Source organism: Nocardioides mesophilus (assembly GCF_014395785.1).
Lineage (GTDB): Bacteria > Actinomycetota > Actinomycetes > Propionibacteriales > Nocardioidaceae > Nocardioides_B > Nocardioides_B mesophilus.
Map to the genome: position 1 here is coordinate 768,973 of NZ_CP060713.1, position 19,998 is coordinate 788,970.

Consider the following 19,998-nt stretch of genomic DNA (forward strand, 5'->3'; position numbering starts at 1 on the left):
TCAGTTCTGCTCGGCCTTGTCCGCGCCGCGGCGCCAGCGGATGCCGGCCTCGAGGAACGGGTCGATGTCGCCGTCGAAGACCGCCTGCGGGTTGCCGGTCTCGAACTCGGTGCGCAGGTCCTTGACCAGCTGGTAGGGGTGCAGCACGTAGTTGCGCATCTGGTCACCCCACGAGCCTTGGACGTCGCCCCGCAGCTCGTCGAGGTGGGCGCGCTCCTCGGCCTTCTTCAGGGCCAGGATCTTGGCCTTGAGGATCACCATCGCGCTGGCCTTGTTCTGCAGCTGGCTCTTCTCGTTCTGACAGGAGACCACGGTGCCGGTGGGGATGTGGGTCAGCCGCACCGCGGAGTCGGTGGTGTTCACCGACTGGCCGCCGGGTCCCGAGGAGCGGTAGACGTCGACCCGGATGTCCTCGTCGGGGATGTCGATCTCGTCGGTCTGCTCGAGCACCGGGACCACCTCGACGGCGGCGAACGAGGTCTGCCGGCGGCCCTGGTTGTCGAACGGGCTGATCCGCACCAGCCGGTGCGTGCCGGCCTCGACCGAGAGGGTGCCGTAGGCGTAGGGGGCGTGCACCGCGAAGGTCGCGGACTTCAGCCCGGCCTCCTCGGCGTAGGAGGTGTCGTAGACCTCGACGGGGTAGTTCTTGCGCTCCGCCCAGCGGGTGTACATCCGCATCAGCATCTCGGCGAAGTCGGCGGCGTCGACGCCTCCGGCACCGGAGCGGATCGTGATCAGCGCCTCCCGGGAGTCGTACTCCCCGGAGAGCAGCGTGCGCACCTCGAGCGCCTCCACGGCCCGGTGGATCTTGGCGAGCTCGCGCTCGGAGTCCGCCATCGAGTCCGCGTCGCCCTCCTCCTGGGCCATCTCGATCATCAGGCTGAGGTCGTCGAGACGGGTCTGGAGCTCGGTGAACCGGTCCAGGTCGCTCTGCAGCACCGAGAGCCGGCCGGTGACGCGCTGGGCGTTGGCCTGGTCGTCCCACAGGTCAGGAGCGGCGACCTGCTCGGCGAGGTCGGCGATCTCGGTGCGGATCGCGCCGAGGTCCAGCACCTGCTCGATGGTGTGCATCGTCGCCTGGAGCTGCTTGATCTGGGTCTCGAAATCGGGTCCTGCCACGACAGGGAGCCTACGCGGCCCGGCCCGGCGCCGCATTGTCGAGGTCGGCGCATCGGTCGGGCTCCGGCGGGGTAACACCCGGAAGTGGGCGATTGCGCCCGGGGAGAAGGAGAATCGATGCCTGAGCAGGCATGGGACACGCGGCGGCACTCGCGGCGTCCGGCCGGGACGGTCGACCGATGAGCGGAGCACTCATGGACAGCGCGGCCCGGGACAACGACAGCGGTCACGAGGACGAGGACAAGACCGAGCGCCTCGCCCGCAACTTCAACGAGCTGCTGCAGGAGCTGCGGGTCACCCAGACCGGCATCCAGATCCTGACCGGCTTCCTGCTCACCGTGCCGTTCACCCAGCGGTTCCCGGACCTCGACGCGGAGCAGAAGTACGGCTACCTGACGGTCCTCTGCGGCGCGGTGCTCGCGACCGGCTTCATCATCGCCCCCGTGGCGCTGCACCGCACCCTGTTCCGGCAGGGCGAGAAGGAGTGGCTGGTCCACGCCGCCAACTGGTGCGCGCGCGCCGGGCTGTTCGTGCTCGCGCTGACCATGGCGGGGGTCGTGTGGCTGGTCTTCGACGTGGTGATCTCCCGGGCCGCCGCCGTCGTGGCCGGCGGCCTCGCGCTGGCGTTCTTCGCGGCGCTGTGGTGGGTGCTGCCGCTGGTCAAACGGGCCGACGCCGACTGACGGCGCCGGCCCGCCGACCCGAGGGGATCACTGCGCTACGCACTGGTGGCGCTGACCCTGCTGTCCTCACCGACCTGCTCGGCCAGCAGCACCGGCCACGGAGTCGGCTCGATGCCGAACCGCTGCCGGGCGGCGCTGTCGTCGACCACGAACGGCCGCTCGAACTGGTAGCCGGTGTCGAGCAACGGCCGCATCGCGGGCACGACCAGCCCGAGCAGCCGCAGCAGCGTGCGCCCGACCGGCGCGACCTTGGGCAGCGGCCGGCCGGCGGCCTCGGCCAGGTCGGCGGCGACCTGCCGCTGGCTGCGCGGGGCGTTGGTGGGCACGATCCAGGTGCGACCCAGCGCCTCCGGGTCGGCCGCGGCAGCGATCAGGGTCCGGGCGGTCCTCGGTGCCGGTCCAGCTGTGCGGCTGCTCGGCGTTGCCGATCGGACGCACCGTCCGGCCCGCGGACACCGCCTTCGCGATCAGGGCGACGTGGGAGTGGGCACCGCGGCCGATGTAGTCGCTGGCACGGACCTCGACGGCGCGGATCCGGCCGGCGCGGTGCAGCGTGAGGGCGTCGGCCCACATCCGGGCGCGGATCCGGCCGTTGGGGTACGCCGCCGCGTCCGGCAGACCCTCGTGCAGCGGGCCGTCCACGACGCCGTACGGGTAGAGGTTGCCGACGACCGCCAGCACCGCACCGGTGCGCTCGGCGGCGGCGAGGAGGCCGGCGGCCAGGGGCGGCCAGAACTCCTGCCAGCGGTGGTAGTCGCGCGGGTTGGCGGCGTTGTAGATCACGGCGGCTCCCCCGGCTGCCGCGGTGAGGGCGTCGGGGTCGGAGGCGTCGACGGCGACGGCCTCCACCCGGGTGTCGGCGGCGTCGATCCCCGCGGGTCGGTGGCCGGAGCGGCTGAGCACCCGGACCTGGTGCCCGGAATCGGCGAGCAGGCGGGCGAGGGCCGAGCCGACCGGGCCGGCGCCGACGACGACGTGCAGCTGGGACTGGGACGGGGTAGCGGTGGGGTTCTGCATGACGGGTCTCCTGTGACTGATGATCGCGGACGAGAGCGGTGCTCTCAAAGTCAGGATGACGGCCAGGCGCTCCTCATGTCAAGAGCACTGCTCTCGTTTGTGACGGCCGCTCTCTGATGTGGTCTACTGAGGCCCATGAGCGAGCCCTCGCAGACCCCAGCCGGCGCCGTCCGGGTGCAGGCCCGGCAGGAGATGAAGCGGGCGATCCTCGCCGCCGGCCGGCAGCGGCTGGCCAGCGACGGTCCCGAGCGGCTGAGCCTGCGCGCGGTCGCCCGTGACGTCGGGATGGTCTCCTCGGCGGTCTACCGCTACGTGCCGAGCCGCGACGCCCTGCTCACCGAGCTGATCATCGAGTCCTACGACGCCCTCGGCGAGGCCGCGGAGCAGGCTGAGGCGTCGTGCCCGCGCGAGGACCTGGGCGGCCGGTGGCAGGCGATCGGACGCGGCGCCCGAACCTGGGCGATCGCGCACCCGCACGAGTGGGCGCTGGTCTTCGGCTCCCAGATCCCCGGGTACGCCGCGCCGCCGGACACCGTCCGGGCCGCGAGCCGGATCCCGGTGCTGCTGGTCGCGCTGCTGCGCGACTGCGCGGCCGCCGGCGTACCCCTCCCGGACGCGGCGCTCCCCCGCGACGTCGAGGCCGCGATGGCGCCGGTGCAGGAGTTCTTCGAGGGCGCGGTGCCCGCCGAGACGGCGCTGCGCGGGCTGATGGCCTGGACCTACCTCGTGGGCTCGGTCTCGTTCCAGGTGTTCGGCCAACGGACCAACGTCATCAGCCCGGACGGCGCGGCCGCGTTCTTCGACGCCGAGCTGGAGCGGATCGCGGCGTTCGTGGGCTTCGCCTGAGTCTCGCCGCGGCGAGGACGGCGACGGCGGCCCCAGTTTCATGGCCGCCTCGGATGGCCCAGGTGAGTCATTGCCCGACGGCGGCGGGCAGGACCAGCCTCGGAAGGTCCGTTCCGTGTCCACCAAGAGAAGGAGGCGGCCCATGAGGTCGTCGTACCGAACCGCCGTTCGAGCAGCCGGGGTCGCCGGCACCGCTGCCGTCATGCTGGTCGCCGGCTCGGCCGGCGCACTGGCCCACGAGTGCTACGTCGCGTCCCGCTCCGACCAGGGGAACGCCATGGCGGGGACGCACTCCGCGGCGTGGCAGACCGTCAGCCTGGAGTTCATCGTCACCAACATCCTCGGCCAGACCGACCCGGCCGTGGTCAGCTGCACGCTCTCCGAGGCCGCTGCCGCGGGCATCCCCTCGTCCTTCGTCTTCGGCGACAAGCAGGCCACCGGCCAGGACCACGTGATCGCCGAGAACAACCCCAACATGGAGGCCAAGGGGCTCTCCTCGAACGGCACCGGCATCGACCACGCGGCTGACGTGTACGGCGGCCAGATCGTCGGCATCATCATCGGCTGCGGAGGCACGCCGCCCGGCTGATCGGCCGGCAGGTCGCCCCGGCTTGGTACGGCCGCCCTCCGGAACGCCCGGGGGCGGCCGGCCGACGCCGTCTGACAGCTACCGTCCGTCGCGACGTTTCGTCCGTTTCGACGTACAGGTCGCCGCGGCTTGGTACGGTCGCCGTCACGGCTGACCGCGAGGCCGCCGTCGCACGGGTGGGAGTCCAGGTGTCCTTGGACGCTGGCGAGACCAAGAGACTCAGCCGTGCCGAGAGCACGGCCGTCCGTCCGTCGGCCGGCGCCGAGACTGCAGCGCCACCAGTTGACGCAACCGGGGCGAGAGCGGCGATGGGCCTCATCGGGGCCATCGACTCGTTGCCCGATGCGCTCATGGTCCTCGACACCCGGGGATTCGTCAGCTGGGCCAGCTCGGCCACGTCGGAGGTGCTGGGCTGGCATCCCAGCGAGCTGGTGGGACGCCCCGTCGCCGTCGTGGCGCTGGAAGAGAACGTCGAACAGCAGCAGCAGCTCCTCGAGGAGGTGCGACGAACCGGCAGGGCGGTCACGTTCTCGGCTCAACGGCGACGTGCCGACGGCGAAGTCGTCGAGGTCTCGATCTCGGCGTCACCGGTACGCGATTCCGCGACCGGTGACTTCATCGGCACGTGCGCGTCAGTCCGCAGAGCGGCGCAGGAGACCCGGCTGCAGACCCAGCTGGCTCAGCAGGACTCTCTCAGCTTGGCATTGAGCCGTCGCTCCTCCGACGTCGCCTTGATCGCCGGACCGGACACCGAGATCACCTTCGTCTCACCCTCGATGGTCGACGTGCTGGGATTCACCCCGGACGAGCTCGTGGGCTCGAAGGGGATCTCGCTCGTCCATGACGACGACCTGGCCGCCGTGGAAGCGTTCGTGGGTCGAGTGGTGTCCTGCCCCGGTGCGGTCGAACGCATGACCTTCCGGGTCACCGACTCCCGGGGCGAGTGGCGCTGGATCGAGGAGACCCTCACCAACTGCTTCGACGTCTCCAGCGTCCAGGGTCTCGTCGCCAACGTCCGGGACGTGACGAGCGAGGTCGAGGCACGCGCTGCGCTCACAGCCTCCGAGCGTCGGTACCGCACCATCGTCGAGACCGCCCAGGAAGGCGTGCTCGTGCTCGATCACGACACACGGGTCCTCTTCGCCAACCGCAAGGCAGCCGCGATCTTCGGCCACCCGCGGACCAAGATGCACCGCCGCAAGCTCACTGAGTTCGTCGACAGCGCAGCCGCTGCGGAGCTGCAGCAGCGCGTCGCCTCCCGCGCACAGACAGGGCACGAACGCTACGAGATCACCTATCTCCATCCCGACGGCGGAGCCCGGATCTTCGAGATCGCCGCCTCCCCGATCTCGCTGAACGCGGAAGGCGCCACCGGTTCCCTGGCGATGATCTCCGATGTCACCGGCGCCCGTCGCGTCGAGAGCGAGCTGCAGCACCGCTCCCTGCACGACACGCTCACCGGACTGCCCAACCGTGCCCTGCTCAACGACCGGCTCTCGATGGCGCTCTCCCGGCAGGAGCAAGGGCCTGGCCACGCGAGCGTCGCGGTCCTCTCCATAGACCTCGACGGCTTCAAGCTCATCAACGACGTCCACGGGCACGAGTTCGGCGACGCGATACTGATCGAGGTCGCACACCGACTGCGCGTCGCGTCCCGGCCGGTCGACACCGTCGCCCGCCTCGGAGCCGACGAGTTCGTCATCGTCGCCGAAGGAGTCGGGGTCGATGCCGCCGCTGCGCTCGCAGAACACCTGCGCAAGTCGTTGCTCGAACCGATCGTGATCGATGACGCCGCCGTCTACGTGGACGCCAGCATCGGTGTCGCCCTGGCCCCTCCGCAGTCCCCGTCATCCCTTCTCAGGTCCGCCGACGCGGCCATGTACCAAGCCAAGGCGCACGGGCGCGGGCGGGTGCACGTCTACGACGCGTCGTGCGACAACGGCACCGACACCGCCCGCAGGCTGCAGGTGGCCAACGCCCTGCGCGAAGCTCTCGACGCCGACCAGCTCACCTTGGGCTACCAGCCCATCGTGGACCTGGCCCACGGCGGCGTCGTCGCGGTCGAGGCCTTGTTGCGCTGGCAGCACCCCGACCTGGGGCGCGTGCCGCCCCCGAAGTCATCACCACCGCCCATGCGACCGGCCTGGCGGAGCGACTCGACCGGTGCGTCCTGCAACGCGCCTGTGCCGACATGGCGCACCTGCGGAACCGCGGCGTCGGGACGGGCATCACCCTGGCGGTGAACCTGAGCGCTCAGAGCGTCGAGGGCAGCGAACTCCCCCAGATGATTCGTGACGCCAGCCGGCTCACGGGGTGGCCCTTGGACCAGCTGAGCCTCGAGCTCACCGAAAGCACGCTGATGAACGACCCCGAGGCGGCCGCCACCGTCCTGGCGCAGCTGCGTGTGCTCGACGTGTCCGTCGCCATCGACGACTTCGGCACCGGTTACAGCTCCCTCGCCTACCTCCAGCGACTGCCGGTCGCCACCCTCAAGGTCGACCGCACCTTCGTCGAGCACGTCCCCGGCGACCCCGACTCATGCGCCATCGCCCGTTCCATCACCGATCTGGCCCGCGCCCTGTCGTTGACCACCGTCGCAGAGGGCATCGAGACCCACGACCAGGCCGACTACATGCGACAGCTCGGGTGCACGTGGGGCCAGGGCTACCTGTGGAGCCCCGCCGTGTCGCGCACAGAGCTCGAGACGCTCCTGCTGACCTGGCCCGCTGAGCGCATCACCCCCGACGATCGCGGACGCTGAACGCCTGACGCAGTGGAAGGGTGTCCCATCGGCGCACCCGCCGGGACGCCGGTCGCGGCGCGGATCACCGCCCCGGCAGGATGAGCAGCTTGCCGGTCGAGCGCCGGCCGACCAGGTCGTCATGCGCCTGCGGCGCCTCCGCGAGCGCGTACCTGCCGCCGATCCGTACGGCGAGCCGACCGTCGGCCACCCGTCCGAGCACCGCTGCAGCGCGCCCGAGCAGCTCGTCGCGGTCGTCGATGTGGTGCGCCAGCGTGGGACGCGTCAGGAACAGCGACCCCTTCTTGTTCAGCGTCTGCGGGTCGACCGGCGGGACCGGGCCGCTGGCGGCGCCGACGAGCACCATGGTGCCCCGGCGCGCCAGCGAGTCGATGCTGCCGTCGAAGGTGGATCTGCCGACCCCGTCGTACACGACGTCGACGCCACGGCCGTCGGTGAGCCGTCGTACCTCCGACGCCACGTCGCGGTCGGTGTAGTCGATCACGTCCGAGGCGCCCGCCTCGGTCGCCAGGGCGGCCTTCGCGGCCGTCGACGCCGTCCCGATCACCCGGACCCCCTTGCCGACCAGCATCTGCGTGAGCAGCAGGCCGAGGCCGCCCGCCGCCGCCTGCACGAGTGCCGTCTGGCCGGCCCGGACCGGGAACGTCGACTCGGTCAGGTAGTGCGCGGTCATGCCCTGCAGCATCACGGCCGCCGCCTGCTCGGACTCGACGTCGTCGGGCACCGGAACGGTCCGCTCCGCGGGGATCACCACCTGGCCGGCGTACCCGCCGCCGTGCACCATCGCCCACGCGACCCGGTCACCGAGCCGCACGCCGTCGACGCCGTCGCCGAGGGCGCTGACGACACCGCAGCCCTCGGAGCCCGCGACGAACGGGGTCTGCATCGGATACTTGCCCGACCGCTCGTAGACGTCGAGGAAGTTCACCCCGCAGGCGTCCACGTCCACGCGCACCTGGCCCGGTCCGGGCTCCGGGGTCGGCAGCTCCTTGAGCACGAGGACCTCGGACCCGCCGGCCTGGTCGACGACGATCGCGCGCATGCTCACGCGGTCGGCTCGCCGGCGCGACGAGGCGCCCGCTCCATGGTGACCTCGCCGCTGAGCAACCGGCCGGCGTCAGGCACCTCCGTCCTCAGGCCGAGCTCGGTCAACGCGGTGAACACCGTGGCGGTCGCCGCCGAGAGCACCGGGATGCCGGCCGCGTCCTCCACCGGCTGGATGGCGGCGAGCGACGGCATCTGCACGCATGCCGAGAGCACCAGGGCGTCCACGTCGCTGGTGTCCACCTTCCGCCAGTGCTCGCGCAGTCCGGCCGGGTCGAGACGGGCCACCGCGAGGTTGTCCGACACCTCCAGGCTCAACGTGTCGACGACCTCGCAGCCGGCGTCCTCGATGTAGTCGGCCACCAGCTTCGTCAGGGGCTTCATGTACGGCGTGACCATCGCGATGCGCTTCGCGCCGAGCGCCTCGAGCGCGCGCAGCAGCGCACCGGCGCTCGACACGACAGGAGCGGCCACGCCCTCGCGGTCCAGCACGCCGGTGATCTGCGCCTCGGCGTTGCAGTGGTAGCCCGGCCCCTGCGCCATGATCGCGACGAGGCACGCAGAGGCGACCACGTCGGGCCGGGCGTCCGCGATCTCCATCGTGGCGCGCTCGGTCTGCGCGTTCATCGCGACGAGCTCCTCGGCCGTCACGTGCTTCATCCGCATCCGGCTGCTGTGGAAGGTGAACGTCTCGTCGGGAATCACGCGCTCGCGGGCGTGCAGCATCCGCGGCAGCTCGGTCTCCATCGTCAGGTTCGAGCTCGGCACGATCAGGCCGATGCGGTGGTTCGTCACGGACGGCTCCTGTCTCGGGCGTGCGGGTTGACGCACGCTCAGTGGTTCAGCCACTATGCCACTCGGTCGGATCGGGTATCAACCCGACAGGTCCACCAGAAAGCGACACCTCATGCAGCTCCGCTCGGGATGGCGCACCGCGGTCGTCGGCTTCGTCGCGATGTTCGTGACCATCGGCACCGGCTTCAGCTACGGCGTGCTGGCCGTCCCGGCCGCGACCGGGCTCGGAGCGGACGTCGGGCTGGTCTCAGGCGGGTTCGCGGTCACCGTGATGGTGTTCTTCCTGCTCGGCGCCCCCGCAGGCGTGCTCGCCGACCGGTTCGGCGCCAAGGCCGTGCTCGGGGCGGGGGCGGCGTGCATGGGCGCCGGTCTGCTGCTCACCGCCGCCGCGCAGAGCGTCGTGATGCTCTACGTCGGCCACGGCCTGCTCGTCGGGGCGGCCATGGCCTCCACCTTCGTCCCGCTCACCGCCGCGGTCAGCGCCCTCTTCGGCCAGAACCGTGCCACCGCGGTCGGCATCGCGGTCTCGGGCATCGGCGTCGGCACGCTGGTGATGGCCCCGGTGCTGGCCTCCTCGATCGTCCGGGTCGGCTGGCGGCCGACGTACGCCGTGCTGGGGATCGTGTCGGCCGTGGCGCTGACCGGCTGCGCGCTGCTGGTCGAGCGGCCGCCACGGCACGAGCCGGTCGCGGGCGACGCCGCGCGGACGATGCGCTCGAGGGACTACCGGTTGCTGTACGCCTCGCAGGTGCTGCTCTCGGTGGCGATCTTCACCCCGTTCGCCCACCTGCCGTCCTACGCCGAGCACCTCGCGATCCCCGCGGTCGCCGCGGCCGGGCTGGTCGCCGTGATCGGCGCGGCCAGCGTCGTGGGGCGGCTCGCGCTGGGACCGGTCGCCGGGCGGTTCGGCCTGCTGCGGACCTACCGGGCGTGCTTCGTCGCGATCGGCGCGAGCTTCGTGCTGTGGATCTGGCCGCTCGGCTACCCCGGGCTGGTGGTGCAGGCCGTGGTGTTCGGTGTCGGGTACGGCGGCTTCGTGGCGCTGCTTCCGGGGGTCGCCGCCCGCCGGTTCGGGGTGCACCGGCTCGGCGGGCTGCTGGGCGTCCTCTACACCTCCCACGTGGTGGGTGCCGGGCTCGGCCCGCTGGTGACAGGTCTGCTCGTCGAACGGTGGGGATACCTGCCCGCCGGAACGGCTGCCCTCGTCTGCGGGCTGGCCGGCTTCGTCGTGCTGGGACGGCTCAGCGAACGGGCGCGCGACCCCGCTTCTCAGAGCCCCAGCCGGCGGTAGCGCTCGAGCCGCGCAGCAAGCCGTTTGGGACCGTCCTCCCCCAGCAGCACCGCGAGCTCCTCGCGCAGCACGTGGCCGACCCGACGACAGAACTCCTCCGGCTCATCGGCCGCGTCCGGACGCTCGGGGACGATGCGGTCGACGATGCCGGCGGCGAGCAGGTCGCTGGAGCGCACGCCCTGGCTCGCCGCCATCTCCGGGGCGTGGGCGGTGTCGCGGTGCACGATCGCGCTGGCTCCCTCCGGCGGCAACGGCGAGAGCCACCCGTGCTGCGCCGCGATGACCCGGTCACCGGGCAACAGAGCCAGCGCACCGCCTCCGGTGCCCTGGCCGAGGAGCAACGTCAACGTCGGCGCCTCGAGCGTGATCAGGTCCGACAGGCAGCGAGCGATCTCCCCGGCCAGGCCGCCCTCCTCCGCCTCCGCCGAGAGCGCGGCCCCCGGCGTGTCGATGACGGTGACGAGGGGCAGGCACAGCTCCGCGGCGAGACGCATCCCGCGCCGGGCCTCGCGCAGCGCGCCGGGTCCCATCGGGCGGTCCTCGGTCTGGCCGCGGCGGTCCTGCCCGAGCAGCACGCACGGCGCACCGCCGAAGCGCGCCAGCGCGACGAGCAGACCGGGGTCCTGCTCGCCCTGCCCCGTGCCGTTGAGCGGCACGACGTCGCTGGCCGCGTAGCGCAGCAGCCGGCGTACTCCCGGCCGGTCCTCCCGCCGGGACCGCACGATCGAGTCCCACGCCGCCACCTCGGGCACCGGCTCCGGTTCGCTCCGTTCCCGGGGCGCATCGGGCACGGTGCGGTCGGCGCACAGCACGTTCAGCGCCCGGGCCAGCACCTCGGCGATGTCCTCGGGCGGGACGACCGCGTCGATCAGCCCGCGCTGGAAGAGGTTCTCGGCCACCTGGACGCCCGGCGGGAAGGTCCGCTGGTACAGCGCCTCGTAGACGCGCGGCCCCAGGAAGCCGACCAGTGCGCCGGGCTCGGCGACCGTCACGTGTCCGAGCGAACCCCAGGAGGCGAAGACGCCCCCGGTGGTCGGGTGCCGCAGGTAGACCAGGTAGGGAAGACCCGCGGCCTTGTGCTGCGCGATCGCCGCGGTGATCTTGACCATCTGGATGAAGGCGACGGCACCTTCCTGCATGCGGGTGCCACCCGAGACCGGGGCGGCGAGCAGCGGCAGCCCTTCCGCGGTGGCGCGCTCGACCGCGAGGACGAGCCGTTCGGCCGCGGCCACGCCGATCGAACCGGCGAGGAAGGAGAACTCACAGGCCATCACGGCCACCCGGCGTCCCTGGATCGTTCCCTCGCCGGTCATCACCGCCTCGTCGAGCCCGGTGCGCTCGCGCGCGGAGGCCAGCTCGGCGGCGTACGCCTCGGTCTGGGGGTGGCGGACCGGTGGCTTGTCCCAGGAGCAGAACGAGCCCTCGTCGAGAACCATGCCCACCAGGGTCTGGGCGTCGGGGCCGCGGCTCACGACAGCCCGCCTTGCTCGGCGTCGGCGTCGACCTCGTCCAGCCAGGCCCGCACGCTCGCGTCGTGCTGACCCAGAAGCGGCGGCGCCAGATGGCTCTTGCGAGCGCCCGCGAAGGCGTTGTCGTCGAAGCGCAGGGGCGGTCCGGGTAGCTGGATCGGGCCGGCGGTCGGGTGATCCACCTCGATGAGCAGCCCCTGGGACAGGGTCTGCTCCCAGCTGTAGACGTCGTCGAGCGTACGGACCTTGCCGGCGGGCACCCCGGCCTCGTTGAGCTGCTCCAGCCACGCCTCTGCCCCGGCTGCTGCGAAGGCGCCCTCGATCTCGCCGATCAGCTCGGGCCGGTGCGCCACCCGCAGCTCGTTGGTGGCGAACCGAGGATCGGCCACGTCGATCCCGACGACCGGCGCGAACCGGCTCCACAGCGCCTCGCTCCCGACGGCGATCTGGACGGCGGCGTCGGCGGTGCGGAACAGTCCGTAGGGCGCGATGGACGCGTGGTGGTTGCCGATGGCGGTCGGGACCTCACCGGCCACGGTGTGCCGGGTGCCCTGGAAGGCGTGCACGCCCACGATGCCGGCCAGCAGGCTGGTGCGCACGACCCGGCCGCGGCCGGTCCGGGCCCGTTCGTGGAGGGCCGCGACGACGCCGTACGCGCCGTACATCCCCGCCAGCAGGTCGCCGATCGGTACGCCCACCTTCGTCGGCTCGTCCGGACCGGCACCGGTCAGGCTCATCAGTCCCGCCTCGCCCTGGGCGATCTGGTCGTAGCCGGCCCGGCCCCCCTCGGGTCCGTCGTGGCCGAACCCGGTGATCGAGAGGATGACCAGGCCCGGGTTGATCCGGTGCAGCTCCTCGACCGAGAAGCCGAGCCGGTCCAGCACCCCGGGACGGAAGTTCTCCATCAGAACGTCCGCCTGGCGCACCAGCCGGCGCAGGAAGTCCTTGCCGTCGTCGCTCTTGAGGTCGGCGGTCACCGCCTCCTTGTTGCGGTTGCACGACATGAAGTACGTCGACTCGCGCTGGTCGCCCTCGCCGATGAACGGCGGCCCCCACAACCGGGTGTCGTCACCGGTGGGCGACTCCACCTTGATCACCCTCGCACCGAGATCGCCGAACATCATGGCCGCGTGCGGCCCCGCCAGTGCCCGTGTCAGGTCGACGACGAGTACGTCCGAGAGCAGGTCCATCGAAATCCGTCCTTACTGGTCCAGTGGCTGAGCCTCCTGAACATTGGACCTCCGCTAGGCTGGCTGTCAAGCACCGGTGCCTCTTCTGGCCGCTGCCGAGAGAGGAAACTTCATGGCCGACCAGCCCAAGCCTCCGTCCGTCGGCTCGGGCGCGCACGCGCTGCGTCCGATGCAGCGGTCGCGTCTCTACGAGCAGCTGGTGGAGCGTCTGCTGTCGCTGATCCACGAGCTCGACCTGACCGCGGGCGACCGGCTCCCCCCCGAGCGCGAGCTCGCCTCCGGGCTCGGCGTCAGCCGGGCGTCGGTGCGTCAGGCGCTGGTCGTGCTCGAGGTGCAGGGACTCGTCGAGGTCCGGCACGGGGAGGGCGCGATCCTGCTCGAGACCCGTCCGGACTCGGCGGTGCTGTCAGCTGTCCAGGCGCACACCCGCCGGCTCCCCGAGATCATCGAGGCCCGCGAGGCGCTCGAGGTGAAGATCGCCCACCTGGCCGCGCTCCGGCGCACCGACGAGGACCTGAGACGGATCGACAGTGCGCTGGAGGTCATGGCCCGCGACATCGCGGCCGGAGGTCGCGGCCTCGAGGGCGACGAGCTTTTCCACGGCTCGGTCACCTCGGCGGCGCGCTCCGGACTGCTGGCGGACCTGATGCTGGAGATCTCCGCCAAGATCCGGGAGACCCGGATCGAGTCGTTGTCGCAGCCGGCGCGCCCCGAGCAGTCGCTGGCCAGCCACCGCAAGATCGCCGAGGCCATTCGCGCCCAGGACCAGGAGGCGGCCGCCGACGCCATGGCGGAGCACATCCGCCTGGTGAGCGACGTCGCGCTGCTGCGTGAGACCTCCTGACGCCCGCAGAGTCCGGCGCCCGCTGTGCCGCTTGACGAGTCGCTCTTCCTGTTCGTCATCGGGGTAGCCGCCGGCCTGTCCGGCAGCATCGCCGGACTGGCCTCGCTGTTCAGCTACCCGGCGCTGCTCAGCGTGGGGCTGCCGCCGGTGAGCGCCAACGTCACGAACACCGTCGCGCTGCTCGGCAGCGGCGTCGGCTCCGCACTGGGGTCGCGGCCCGAGCTGCACGGCCAGGGCCCCCGGCTTCGACGGCTCGGCGCGATCGCGGCCGTCGGTGGCGCCACCGGGGCCGGCCTGCTCCTGGTCACTCCGGGCGGCTCGTTCGCGCTGATGGTGCCGTGGCTGATCGGGCTCGCCTCGGCGATGATCCTGCTGCAGCCGCGCCCGCGGTTCCTGCAGACCCTGGCCCACGGCGGCGACAGCCGCGGGATGACCATCGGCGTCTTCGTCGTCACCGTGTACGGCGGCTACTTCGGCGCGGCCGCCGGTGTAATGATCCTGGCGCTGCTCGTGGCCGCCTCGGACGTCGGGCTGCCGGAGAGCAACGCCCTCAAGAACGTGCTGCTGATGCTGGCCAACGCGGTGGCCGCCGTGGGGTTCGCCCTGCTCGCAGACGTGGTCTGGGCCGCGGTGGTCCCGCTCGCCGTCGGTAGCCTCATCGGCGGCCGCGTCGGACCGGTCGTCGTACGCCACGGCTCCGCGCGCCTACTGCGCACCCTGATCGGCGTTGCCGGTATCGGCCTGGCGATCAAGCTCGGGATCGACGCGTACCTCTGACCTGGGAGGTTTCAGCAGCCGAGAACGTCGGCGAGCTCGTCGAGATCGCTCACCTCGTGCGTCGGCGTCGGCCCGTCCGGGTCGAGGCGGTGGCCGGAGCGCCGCAGGCGCACGACGTCGATACCGGCCTCGAGTGACCCGCGCACGTCTCGTGCCGAGGTCGCCACGTGCACGAGCCCGCCGCCGCACGCGTCCCGGGCGCGCTCGTAGATCCTGGGGTCGGGCTTGTAGACGCCGAGCCGCTCGGAGGTGAGCAGGAGCTCCGGGGCGAAGAGTGCGGCCGCCCGGGTGCGGACCACGAGAGCGTCGTCGACGTTCGACAGGATGCCCACGCGCCGACCCGCGCTGATGCGGCGCAGTCCGGCCGCGACATCGGGCCAGAGCGGCCAGTCCGCCTGGGACTCGAGCAGGACGGCGACGTCGGTTGCGACGTCGCCGTCCAGCTCCAGCTCGCCGTAGGCACGATCGAGTGCCTGCTCGGCGAGTGCCGCGTAGGGCACCCAGGCGGTGGTGGCTGCCTGGGCCGCCTTGTTGAGCCGGTCCCACGTGTCGTAGACCTGCTCGCCGGTGGCCGACCAGGAACGGCTGGCCGCCCACGCGCCGAACACCCTCGACCCGCCGGCGCGCGAGTCGGTCAGGGCGCTGAACAGGTCGAAGGTGATGACGCTCGGCACGGGTGGGCCTCCTGCTCGGAACCGGCTAGTACAAGAGACCCGGGATGAACGTGACGATCCAGGGGAACACCGAGAACAGCACGATCGACGCGCTGAGCACGAAGATGTACGGCAACGCCCCCATCAGGATGTCCTTCAACGGGATGTGCGGCACGACACCTTGCAGGACGTAGAGGTTGAGCCCCACCGGCGGCGTGATCAGGCCGATCTCCATGTTGATCGTCATGATGATGCCGAACCAGATCGGGTCGAACCCGAGCCCGACGATCAGGGGATAGAGGATCGGGGTGACCATCACGATGATGGAGACCGGCGGAAGGAAGCAGCCCATCACCAGCAGCACGATGTTGATGATCACCATGATGATCCACTTGTTCATGTCCAGCTCGGTGACGATGCCCGCGAGCTCCTGCGGCACCCGCAGGAAGCTCAGCACCGTCGCGATCACCGCCGAGAACGCCACGATCATCAGGATCATCGTGCTCTGGTTGGTGGTCTCCAGCAGGACCTTCACGAACTGGCGGCTGCCGAGCCCGCGGTAGGCGACTCCGATCAGCAGCAGCACGAGCACGACGCCGACGGCGGCCGCCTCGCTCGGAGTGGCGATGCCGGCGTACAGCACGCCGAGGACGGCCACGATGAGCACCAGGAACGGCAGCACCTTGACCAGCGAGCGCGTCCGGTCCGACCAGGAGAACTCGGGCGCCTGGTAGTCGGTGCCGGCGGCGCCACCGGGGGCTGTCTCCAGGCCGGGACCTCCCGCCAGGACCGAGACCCGCTCCCGCTCCGCGTTGCGCGCGAGCCGCTTCTCCTCGATCGCCGTGCCGAAGTAGATCCAGACGCAGAACAGGATCGTGACCACGATGCCGGGCAGGATGCCGGCCGCGAACAGCTGACCGATCGACTCCTCGGAAGCGATGCCGTAGAGGATCAGCGTCACGCTGGGCGGGATCAGGATGCCCAGCGTTCCACCGGCGGCCACGGCCCCGGTCGCGATCCGCACCGGAACGCCGCGCTGCTCCATCTCCGGGACCGCGACGTGCCCGATCGCAGCCGCGGTGGCGGCGCTCGACCCGGTCAGCGCCGCGAAGATGGACGACGCCAGCACGCTGCTCATCGCCAGGCCGCCGCGGATCTTCGACAGCCAGGCCTCGCCGGCCTCGAAGAGGTGCTTGCTCACCGTCGAGCCGCCGAAGAGGTTGCCCATCAGCACGAACAACGGGATGGCGAGCAGCCCGAAGTCGTTGGTGGCGTCGAAGATGAACTTGGCGAACAGGTCGAACTGGGACGGCCCGAGGAACAGCAGGATGGAGATGATCGAGGTCAGGCCCAGCGCGAAGGCGATCGGCATGCCGATCAGGAAGCACACGAGGGCGATCACCGCGATGATGGCCCCTTGAAGGAGCGGGTCCATGTCAGATGCTCCGCTCTCTGGAGTCCGGTCCGACACCCGCCCGGTGGGCGGGCTCGGCGTGGTGCGCGGTCGGTTCGTCCTCGAAGACCTCGGTCGCGCTCAGCTCAGGGTTCTGCTGCTTGAGGAGAGCGATCTCATCCTCGGGGAGCTTGCCCAACAGTCCCAGGACGCCCTCGATGACGAAGGCGATGTACTGACAAGCGATGAGCAGCATGCCGAGCGGCAGGATGGCGTAGACGATGGACAACGGAGCCGCCCAGACCGTCGAGCTGGTCCAGCCGCTCTCGGTCGCCTCCCACCACATCGTGGTGGCGGTCCACAGGACCACCAGGACCACCACCAGTGACAGGACCGACGCCACCACCCGCATGAGCAGCTGGGGCCGCGCCGGCAGCGCCTCGACCATCAGGTCCACCCCCACGTGGGCGTGGTGCTTGAGGCCGTAGGCGCCGCCGACGAACGTGACGAACAGCAGCAGGTAGACGCTGAGCTCGGTCTGCCAGATGGTCGGGTGCCCCAGGAAGTACCGGGACGCCACACCGTGCATGGTCGCGAACGTCGCACCCAGGAGGGCGATCCCGCTGAGGTAGCCCGACGCTTCCGAGGTGAGGTTCGCCCACCTGAACGTCAGGATGTACTTGAGCGTGGTCATGAGGCAGACGCGTCCACGTCCTTGGCCAGGTCGAGAAGCTCCTGGCCACCGTCAACCGACGAGGCGAACTTGTCCCACTGCTTCTCGGCGAGGGTCTCCCACTCTCCGAACGCGGCGTCGTCCATCTGCACGACCTCGACACCCGCGTCCGAGAACACCTTCTCGACGCGCGCGTCGTCCTCCTCCGAGGCGGTGTAGGCGAAGTCCTGGAGCTCCTCGCCGACGGCCATCACGGCATCCTGCTGCTCGCTGCAGAGCTTGTCGTAGGACTCGTTGCTGATGATCAGCGGCTCGAACATGAACCAGAAGGTGTTCTGGCTCGGCGAGGTGAAGGAGTCGACCTGCTCCTGGAGGTTGTAGGAGGCGAACGAGCCGGTGGAGGTCACCGCCGCGTCGAGCACACCGGTCTGCATCGCGGTGTAGATCTCGCTCGAGGGCAGGCTGGTGATGCCGGCGCCCGCGTCCTTGAGCATCTGCTCGACGTACGTGCCGGCGGCGCGCATCGTCATGCCGGAGCGGACGTCGTCGGGAGCCACGATCGGGTCGCCCTTGACGCCGACGGCGCCGGCGTTCCAGATCCAGACGACCGGCTTGGAGCCGTTCTCGTCCATGATCTCCTCGACCCGCTTGCCGATCTCGGCGTCCTTCCAGGCCTGCGCCTGCGCGTGGCTGCGCACCAGGGCCGGCATCAGGGTGATGCTGAACTCGGGGACGCGGCCCGAGGCGTAGTCGAGCGGGAAGACCGACATGTCGATCGCACCCTGCTGCATCACGTCGTACTGCTCGGTGGAGTCGGCGAGCGAGCTGTTCGGGTAGATCTGCACCTTCAGCGAGCCGTCGGTCTTCTCCTCGACGGCGTCGGCGAACTTCTGGGCGACCAGCGACCGGAAGTCGCCGTCCTCCCCGGATGCCTCGGGCCACTGGTGGGACAGACGCAGCGTCACGTCCTTGCACTCACCGGAGCCCGAGGCCGCGGCGGAGTCGTCGCTGCCGCCTCCGCAGGCGGTGACGGCGAGGAGGGGCAGCACCGCGGCGGCCAGGACGGGCAGGTAACGGGGGCGGATCATCGTCGGGATCTCCTCTAACGGACGGCGCGGCAGCTCGAGTAAAGCTGGCACGGTGGCAGATTGGCTCATCCACTGGACCAGAGTGTGACGGGAGGCACAGACGCCCGTCAAGTGCGACTTGTCCACGTCCCGCCAGGAGTACCAGAGGAGGAAGTCACCAGACCGGCTGCCCGCCGAGCTCGTCGACCAGCGGGCCCATCGCCGCGACGTGCGGGAGCTTGTCGACCCGGCTGGTGTAGACCGGGGCGCGCCGGGGTCGCGTCGTGCGACCGGGTCAGTCGCTCACCACCACGTACGACGCGGCGGTGGCCGACACGGTTGCTGCCCGGTCGACGCCGGGCACTGTGAGGGGCAGGTCCAGCGGCGCCGCCACCCGGACGACGACCCGCTCGGTGGTGGCGTCGACCTGCCAGCGCAGCCCCGGGTACGTCGTCGCTGCCCCGGTCGCGCGGACGTAGTCGGCCACGTAGGCCCGTGCGAGCGCCGGGTCGATGCGGGCGCGCTCCCCCAGGCCGCCCTCGTAGACCTGCTGCCCCTGGATGCCGTCCGCCGCGGCGAGCGCGGCCGCGTCCGCCAGGTTGTCCAGGCCCTGCCGGCGCAGGTACGCGGCCGAGGCGTCCACCGCCACGGCGACCACCAGCAGCGCCACGACGAAGAAGCCCACGATCATCACCGTCGTCTGGCCGGTCTCGTCCCCGGGCCCCGGGGTCGCCGCTCCCTTGAGTGGGAGGGTCCGGGGGCGGGTCACGACCGGTCCTCCCGGAAGCTTCCGTAGGGCACCGTGTGCTCCGCATGCACCCGGATGCTCGGCGCCTGCCGGCCGAGCGCGTCGGGCAGGAACGGCAGCGGCACCTGGTAGCTGACCTGCACCTCGACCACGGACCCCGGGACCAGGCAGGCCGGCCGGCAGCCGATCACCACCGCGCCGCCGTCGACGCCCTGGTCCGACATCGCGACGGCCGCGGCGGCGCGGGCACGCTGCTGCGCCTCGGCCGGATCGGCGGCGAGCACGAACGCCCGCCCCGCGGCCCGGGCGGCGGCCGTCGAGGCGAACGCCGCGCGCTGCACCTCGAACACCCCCACGACGACGTACACGAGCGGGACCAGCAGCAGGATCGCCAGCCAGGTCACCTCCACCAGCGCGCTGCCGGCCTCGCCACGGCGGCCGCTCACGGCACGACCACCTCCTCGACCGCGTGACCGGTGGCGACCAGCCGGACGCCGGGCCCCCACAGCCCCAGCGGCGGCACGACCGCGGTGACGCGGACCTCGACCCCGGGTGCTCCGGCCACGGTCGCCGGATGCGCGCTGACGTCGCGGGCGAACCGGGCGGCGAGGGCGGCGTCGATCTGCGCCCGGGTCCGCGCAACACCTGCGGCCAGCGGCCGGTCGGCAGTGGCGGCGTACCGCGCTCCTTCCGAGGCAGCCGCGGTCAGGGTGTTGCGCACGTGCAGCACCAGGCCGACCTGCAGGACGCCGAGGAACAGCGGCACCAGCACCACCAGGACGAGCACGAAGTCGACGACGGCGGCACCGCCCTCGTTGCGTCGGCCCGACCGGAGCACGACTCAGCCGCGGACCGAGTTGAGCGCGTCACGCAGCATGCCGGTGAGCTCCGGGCCGGCCACCGCCCAGAGCGCCGCGACCAGGCCGGCCGACATGACCGTGATGAGCACCCAGCCGGGCACGTCGCCACGCTCGCTGGACCGGTGCCGGACCGCCGGGGACGGTGAAGGGATCAGCTCGGACATGGACTGCCTTCCTGT

Annotated in this window: 20 protein-coding genes and 2 pseudogenes; 7 read left to right on the forward strand and 15 right to left on the reverse strand. The window is 71.4% G+C overall.

Features of this window, described 5'->3' with window-relative positions:
• Positions 1–1,119 carry a peptide chain release factor 2 gene (prfB, locus tag H9L09_RS03670; protein WP_187579385.1) on the reverse strand — a complete coding sequence of 373 codons (1,119 nt, stop codon included), beginning with the start codon at positions 1,117–1,119 and terminating at the stop codon, positions 1–3.
• A gap of 179 nt (positions 1,120–1,298) precedes the next feature.
• Here prfB and H9L09_RS03675 point away from each other — a divergent pair, with 179 nt between their 5' ends.
• The gene (locus H9L09_RS03675; protein ID WP_246456247.1) at positions 1,299–1,802 is read left to right on the forward strand and encodes a DUF6328 family protein; all 504 of its coding nucleotides are present in this window, start codon (positions 1,299–1,301) and stop codon (positions 1,800–1,802) included.
• A gap of 35 nt (positions 1,803–1,837) precedes the next feature.
• Here the strand turns inward: H9L09_RS03675 and H9L09_RS21875 are convergent, their stop codons facing one another.
• Entirely contained in the window at positions 1,838–2,128 is a 291-nt protein-coding gene (locus H9L09_RS21875) for a Rossmann-fold NAD(P)-binding domain-containing protein (protein WP_246456248.1), read from the reverse strand.
• Between the two features lie 130 nt (positions 2,129–2,258).
• Positions 2,259–2,819, reverse strand: a pseudogene (locus tag H9L09_RS22730) (NAD(P)H-binding protein); the annotation flags it as partial.
• Between the two features lie 135 nt (positions 2,820–2,954).
• On the opposite strand from H9L09_RS22730, the gene H9L09_RS03685 reads away from it, so the two are divergent.
• From H9L09_RS03685 to H9L09_RS03695, 3 genes and pseudogenes are all read left to right on the forward strand, one after another.
• The gene (locus tag H9L09_RS03685; RefSeq protein WP_187579386.1) at positions 2,955–3,665 is read left to right on the forward strand and encodes a TetR/AcrR family transcriptional regulator; all 711 of its coding nucleotides are present in this window, start codon (positions 2,955–2,957) and stop codon (positions 3,663–3,665) included.
• A 142-nt stretch (positions 3,666–3,807) separates the two neighbouring features.
• On the forward strand, positions 3,808–4,254 hold the full coding sequence (locus tag H9L09_RS03690; RefSeq protein WP_187579387.1) for a hypothetical protein: 447 nt from the start codon (positions 3,808–3,810) through the stop codon (positions 4,252–4,254).
• Positions 4,255–4,604: 350 nt separating this feature from the next.
• Positions 4,605–7,015: pseudogene (locus H9L09_RS03695) on the forward strand (sensor domain-containing protein).
• Positions 7,016–7,079: 64 nt separating this feature from the next.
• Here the strand turns inward: H9L09_RS03695 and H9L09_RS03705 are convergent.
• Together H9L09_RS03705 and H9L09_RS03710 are read right to left on the reverse strand one after the other, a co-directional pair.
• Positions 7,080–8,057: a quinone oxidoreductase family protein gene (locus H9L09_RS03705; RefSeq protein ID WP_187580656.1), complete on the reverse strand. Its 978-nt coding sequence runs from the start codon at positions 8,055–8,057 to the stop codon at positions 7,080–7,082.
• A gap of 2 nt (positions 8,058–8,059) precedes the next feature.
• On the reverse strand, positions 8,060–8,854 hold the full coding sequence (locus H9L09_RS03710; RefSeq protein ID WP_281390820.1) for a maleate cis-trans isomerase family protein: 795 nt from the start codon (positions 8,852–8,854) through the stop codon (positions 8,060–8,062).
• A gap of 112 nt (positions 8,855–8,966) precedes the next feature.
• Between H9L09_RS03710 and H9L09_RS03715 the strand changes: the two genes are divergently transcribed.
• On the forward strand, positions 8,967–10,145 hold the full coding sequence (locus tag H9L09_RS03715; protein WP_187579389.1) for an MFS transporter: 1,179 nt from the start codon (positions 8,967–8,969) through the stop codon (positions 10,143–10,145).
• On the opposite strand, the gene H9L09_RS03720 is transcribed toward H9L09_RS03715, so the two are convergent.
• Together H9L09_RS03720 and H9L09_RS03725 are read right to left on the reverse strand one after the other, a co-directional pair.
• Complete coding sequence (locus H9L09_RS03720) at positions 10,124–11,617, reverse strand: carboxyl transferase domain-containing protein (RefSeq protein WP_343065191.1); 1,494 nt, start codon at positions 11,615–11,617, stop codon at positions 10,124–10,126. The genes H9L09_RS03715 and H9L09_RS03720 overlap by 22 nt on opposite strands.
• Positions 11,614–12,804, reverse strand: a complete 1,191-nt coding sequence (locus H9L09_RS03725) for a CaiB/BaiF CoA transferase family protein (protein WP_187579390.1) — start codon at positions 12,802–12,804, stop codon at positions 11,614–11,616. The genes H9L09_RS03720 and H9L09_RS03725 overlap by 4 nt, the downstream gene beginning before the upstream one ends.
• Before the next feature lie 112 nt (positions 12,805–12,916).
• Between H9L09_RS03725 and H9L09_RS03730 the strand changes: the two genes are divergently transcribed.
• Both H9L09_RS03730 and H9L09_RS03735 read left to right on the forward strand, forming a co-directional pair.
• A complete protein-coding gene (locus H9L09_RS03730) occupies positions 12,917–13,648 on the forward strand; it encodes a FadR/GntR family transcriptional regulator (RefSeq protein WP_187579391.1) in 732 nt (243 codons plus the stop codon).
• A gap of 24 nt (positions 13,649–13,672) precedes the next feature.
• Positions 13,673–14,425 (forward strand): sulfite exporter TauE/SafE family protein, encoded by a 753-nt coding sequence (locus tag H9L09_RS03735; protein WP_187579392.1) that lies wholly within the window; start codon positions 13,673–13,675, stop codon positions 14,423–14,425.
• An 11-nt stretch (positions 14,426–14,436) separates the two neighbouring features.
• On the opposite strand, the gene H9L09_RS03740 is transcribed toward H9L09_RS03735, so the two are convergent.
• From H9L09_RS03740 to H9L09_RS03775, 8 genes are all read right to left on the reverse strand, one after another.
• The gene (locus tag H9L09_RS03740) at positions 14,437–15,099 is read right to left on the reverse strand and encodes an HAD family hydrolase (RefSeq protein WP_187579393.1); all 663 of its coding nucleotides are present in this window, start codon (positions 15,097–15,099) and stop codon (positions 14,437–14,439) included.
• Between the two features lie 25 nt (positions 15,100–15,124).
• A complete protein-coding gene (locus H9L09_RS03745) occupies positions 15,125–16,513 on the reverse strand; it encodes a TRAP transporter large permease (protein ID WP_187579394.1) in 1,389 nt (462 codons plus the stop codon).
• A 1-nt stretch (position 16,514) separates the two neighbouring features.
• A complete protein-coding gene (locus H9L09_RS03750; RefSeq protein WP_187579395.1) occupies positions 16,515–17,165 on the reverse strand; it encodes a TRAP transporter small permease in 651 nt (216 codons plus the stop codon).
• Entirely contained in the window at positions 17,162–18,232 is a 1,071-nt protein-coding gene (gene dctP, locus H9L09_RS03755; RefSeq protein ID WP_187579396.1) for a TRAP transporter substrate-binding protein DctP, read from the reverse strand. Before dctP ends, H9L09_RS03750 begins: the two co-directional genes overlap by 4 nt.
• 274 nt (positions 18,233–18,506) lie before the next feature.
• Positions 18,507–18,980 (reverse strand): pilus assembly protein TadG-related protein, encoded by a 474-nt coding sequence (locus H9L09_RS03760; RefSeq protein WP_246456250.1) that lies wholly within the window; start codon positions 18,978–18,980, stop codon positions 18,507–18,509.
• Complete coding sequence (locus tag H9L09_RS03765; protein ID WP_187579397.1) at positions 18,977–19,405, reverse strand: hypothetical protein; 429 nt, start codon at positions 19,403–19,405, stop codon at positions 18,977–18,979. The genes H9L09_RS03760 and H9L09_RS03765 overlap by 4 nt, the downstream gene beginning before the upstream one ends.
• A complete protein-coding gene (locus H9L09_RS03770; RefSeq protein ID WP_187579398.1) occupies positions 19,402–19,797 on the reverse strand; it encodes a TadE/TadG family type IV pilus assembly protein in 396 nt (131 codons plus the stop codon). Before H9L09_RS03770 ends, H9L09_RS03765 begins: the two co-directional genes overlap by 4 nt.
• Positions 19,798–19,800: 3 nt before the next feature.
• The gene (locus H9L09_RS03775; RefSeq protein WP_187579399.1) at positions 19,801–19,983 is read right to left on the reverse strand and encodes a hypothetical protein; all 183 of its coding nucleotides are present in this window, start codon (positions 19,981–19,983) and stop codon (positions 19,801–19,803) included.
• Positions 19,984–19,998: the final 15 nt, after the last annotated feature.

Bases quoted from the DNA above. Each gene is read 5' to 3' on its own strand.
- H9L09_RS03775 (WP_187579399.1), bottom strand. From the start codon at position 19,983: ATGTCCGAGCTGATCCCTTCACCGTCCCCGGCGGTCCGGCACCGGTCC.
- H9L09_RS03675 (WP_246456247.1), top strand. From the start codon at position 1,299: ATGAGCGGAGCACTCATGGACAGCGCGGCCCGGGACAACGACAGCGGT.
- H9L09_RS03725 (WP_187579390.1), bottom strand. From the start codon at position 12,804: ATGGACCTGCTCTCGGACGTACTCGTCGTCGACCTGACACGGGCACTG.
- H9L09_RS03690 (WP_187579387.1), top strand. From the start codon at position 3,808: ATGAGGTCGTCGTACCGAACCGCCGTTCGAGCAGCCGGGGTCGCCGGC.
- H9L09_RS03730 (WP_187579391.1), top strand. From the start codon at position 12,917: ATGGCCGACCAGCCCAAGCCTCCGTCCGTCGGCTCGGGCGCGCACGCG.
- H9L09_RS03745 (WP_187579394.1), bottom strand. From the start codon at position 16,513: ATGGACCCGCTCCTTCAAGGGGCCATCATCGCGGTGATCGCCCTCGTG.
- H9L09_RS03715 (WP_187579389.1), top strand. From the start codon at position 8,967: ATGCAGCTCCGCTCGGGATGGCGCACCGCGGTCGTCGGCTTCGTCGCG.
- H9L09_RS03750 (WP_187579395.1), bottom strand. From the start codon at position 17,165: ATGACCACGCTCAAGTACATCCTGACGTTCAGGTGGGCGAACCTCACC.
- dctP (WP_187579396.1), bottom strand. From the start codon at position 18,232: ATGATCCGCCCCCGTTACCTGCCCGTCCTGGCCGCCGCGGTGCTGCCC.
- H9L09_RS03685 (WP_187579386.1), top strand. From the start codon at position 2,955: ATGAGCGAGCCCTCGCAGACCCCAGCCGGCGCCGTCCGGGTGCAGGCC.
- H9L09_RS03705 (WP_187580656.1), bottom strand. From the start codon at position 8,057: ATGCGCGCGATCGTCGTCGACCAGGCCGGCGGGTCCGAGGTCCTCGTG.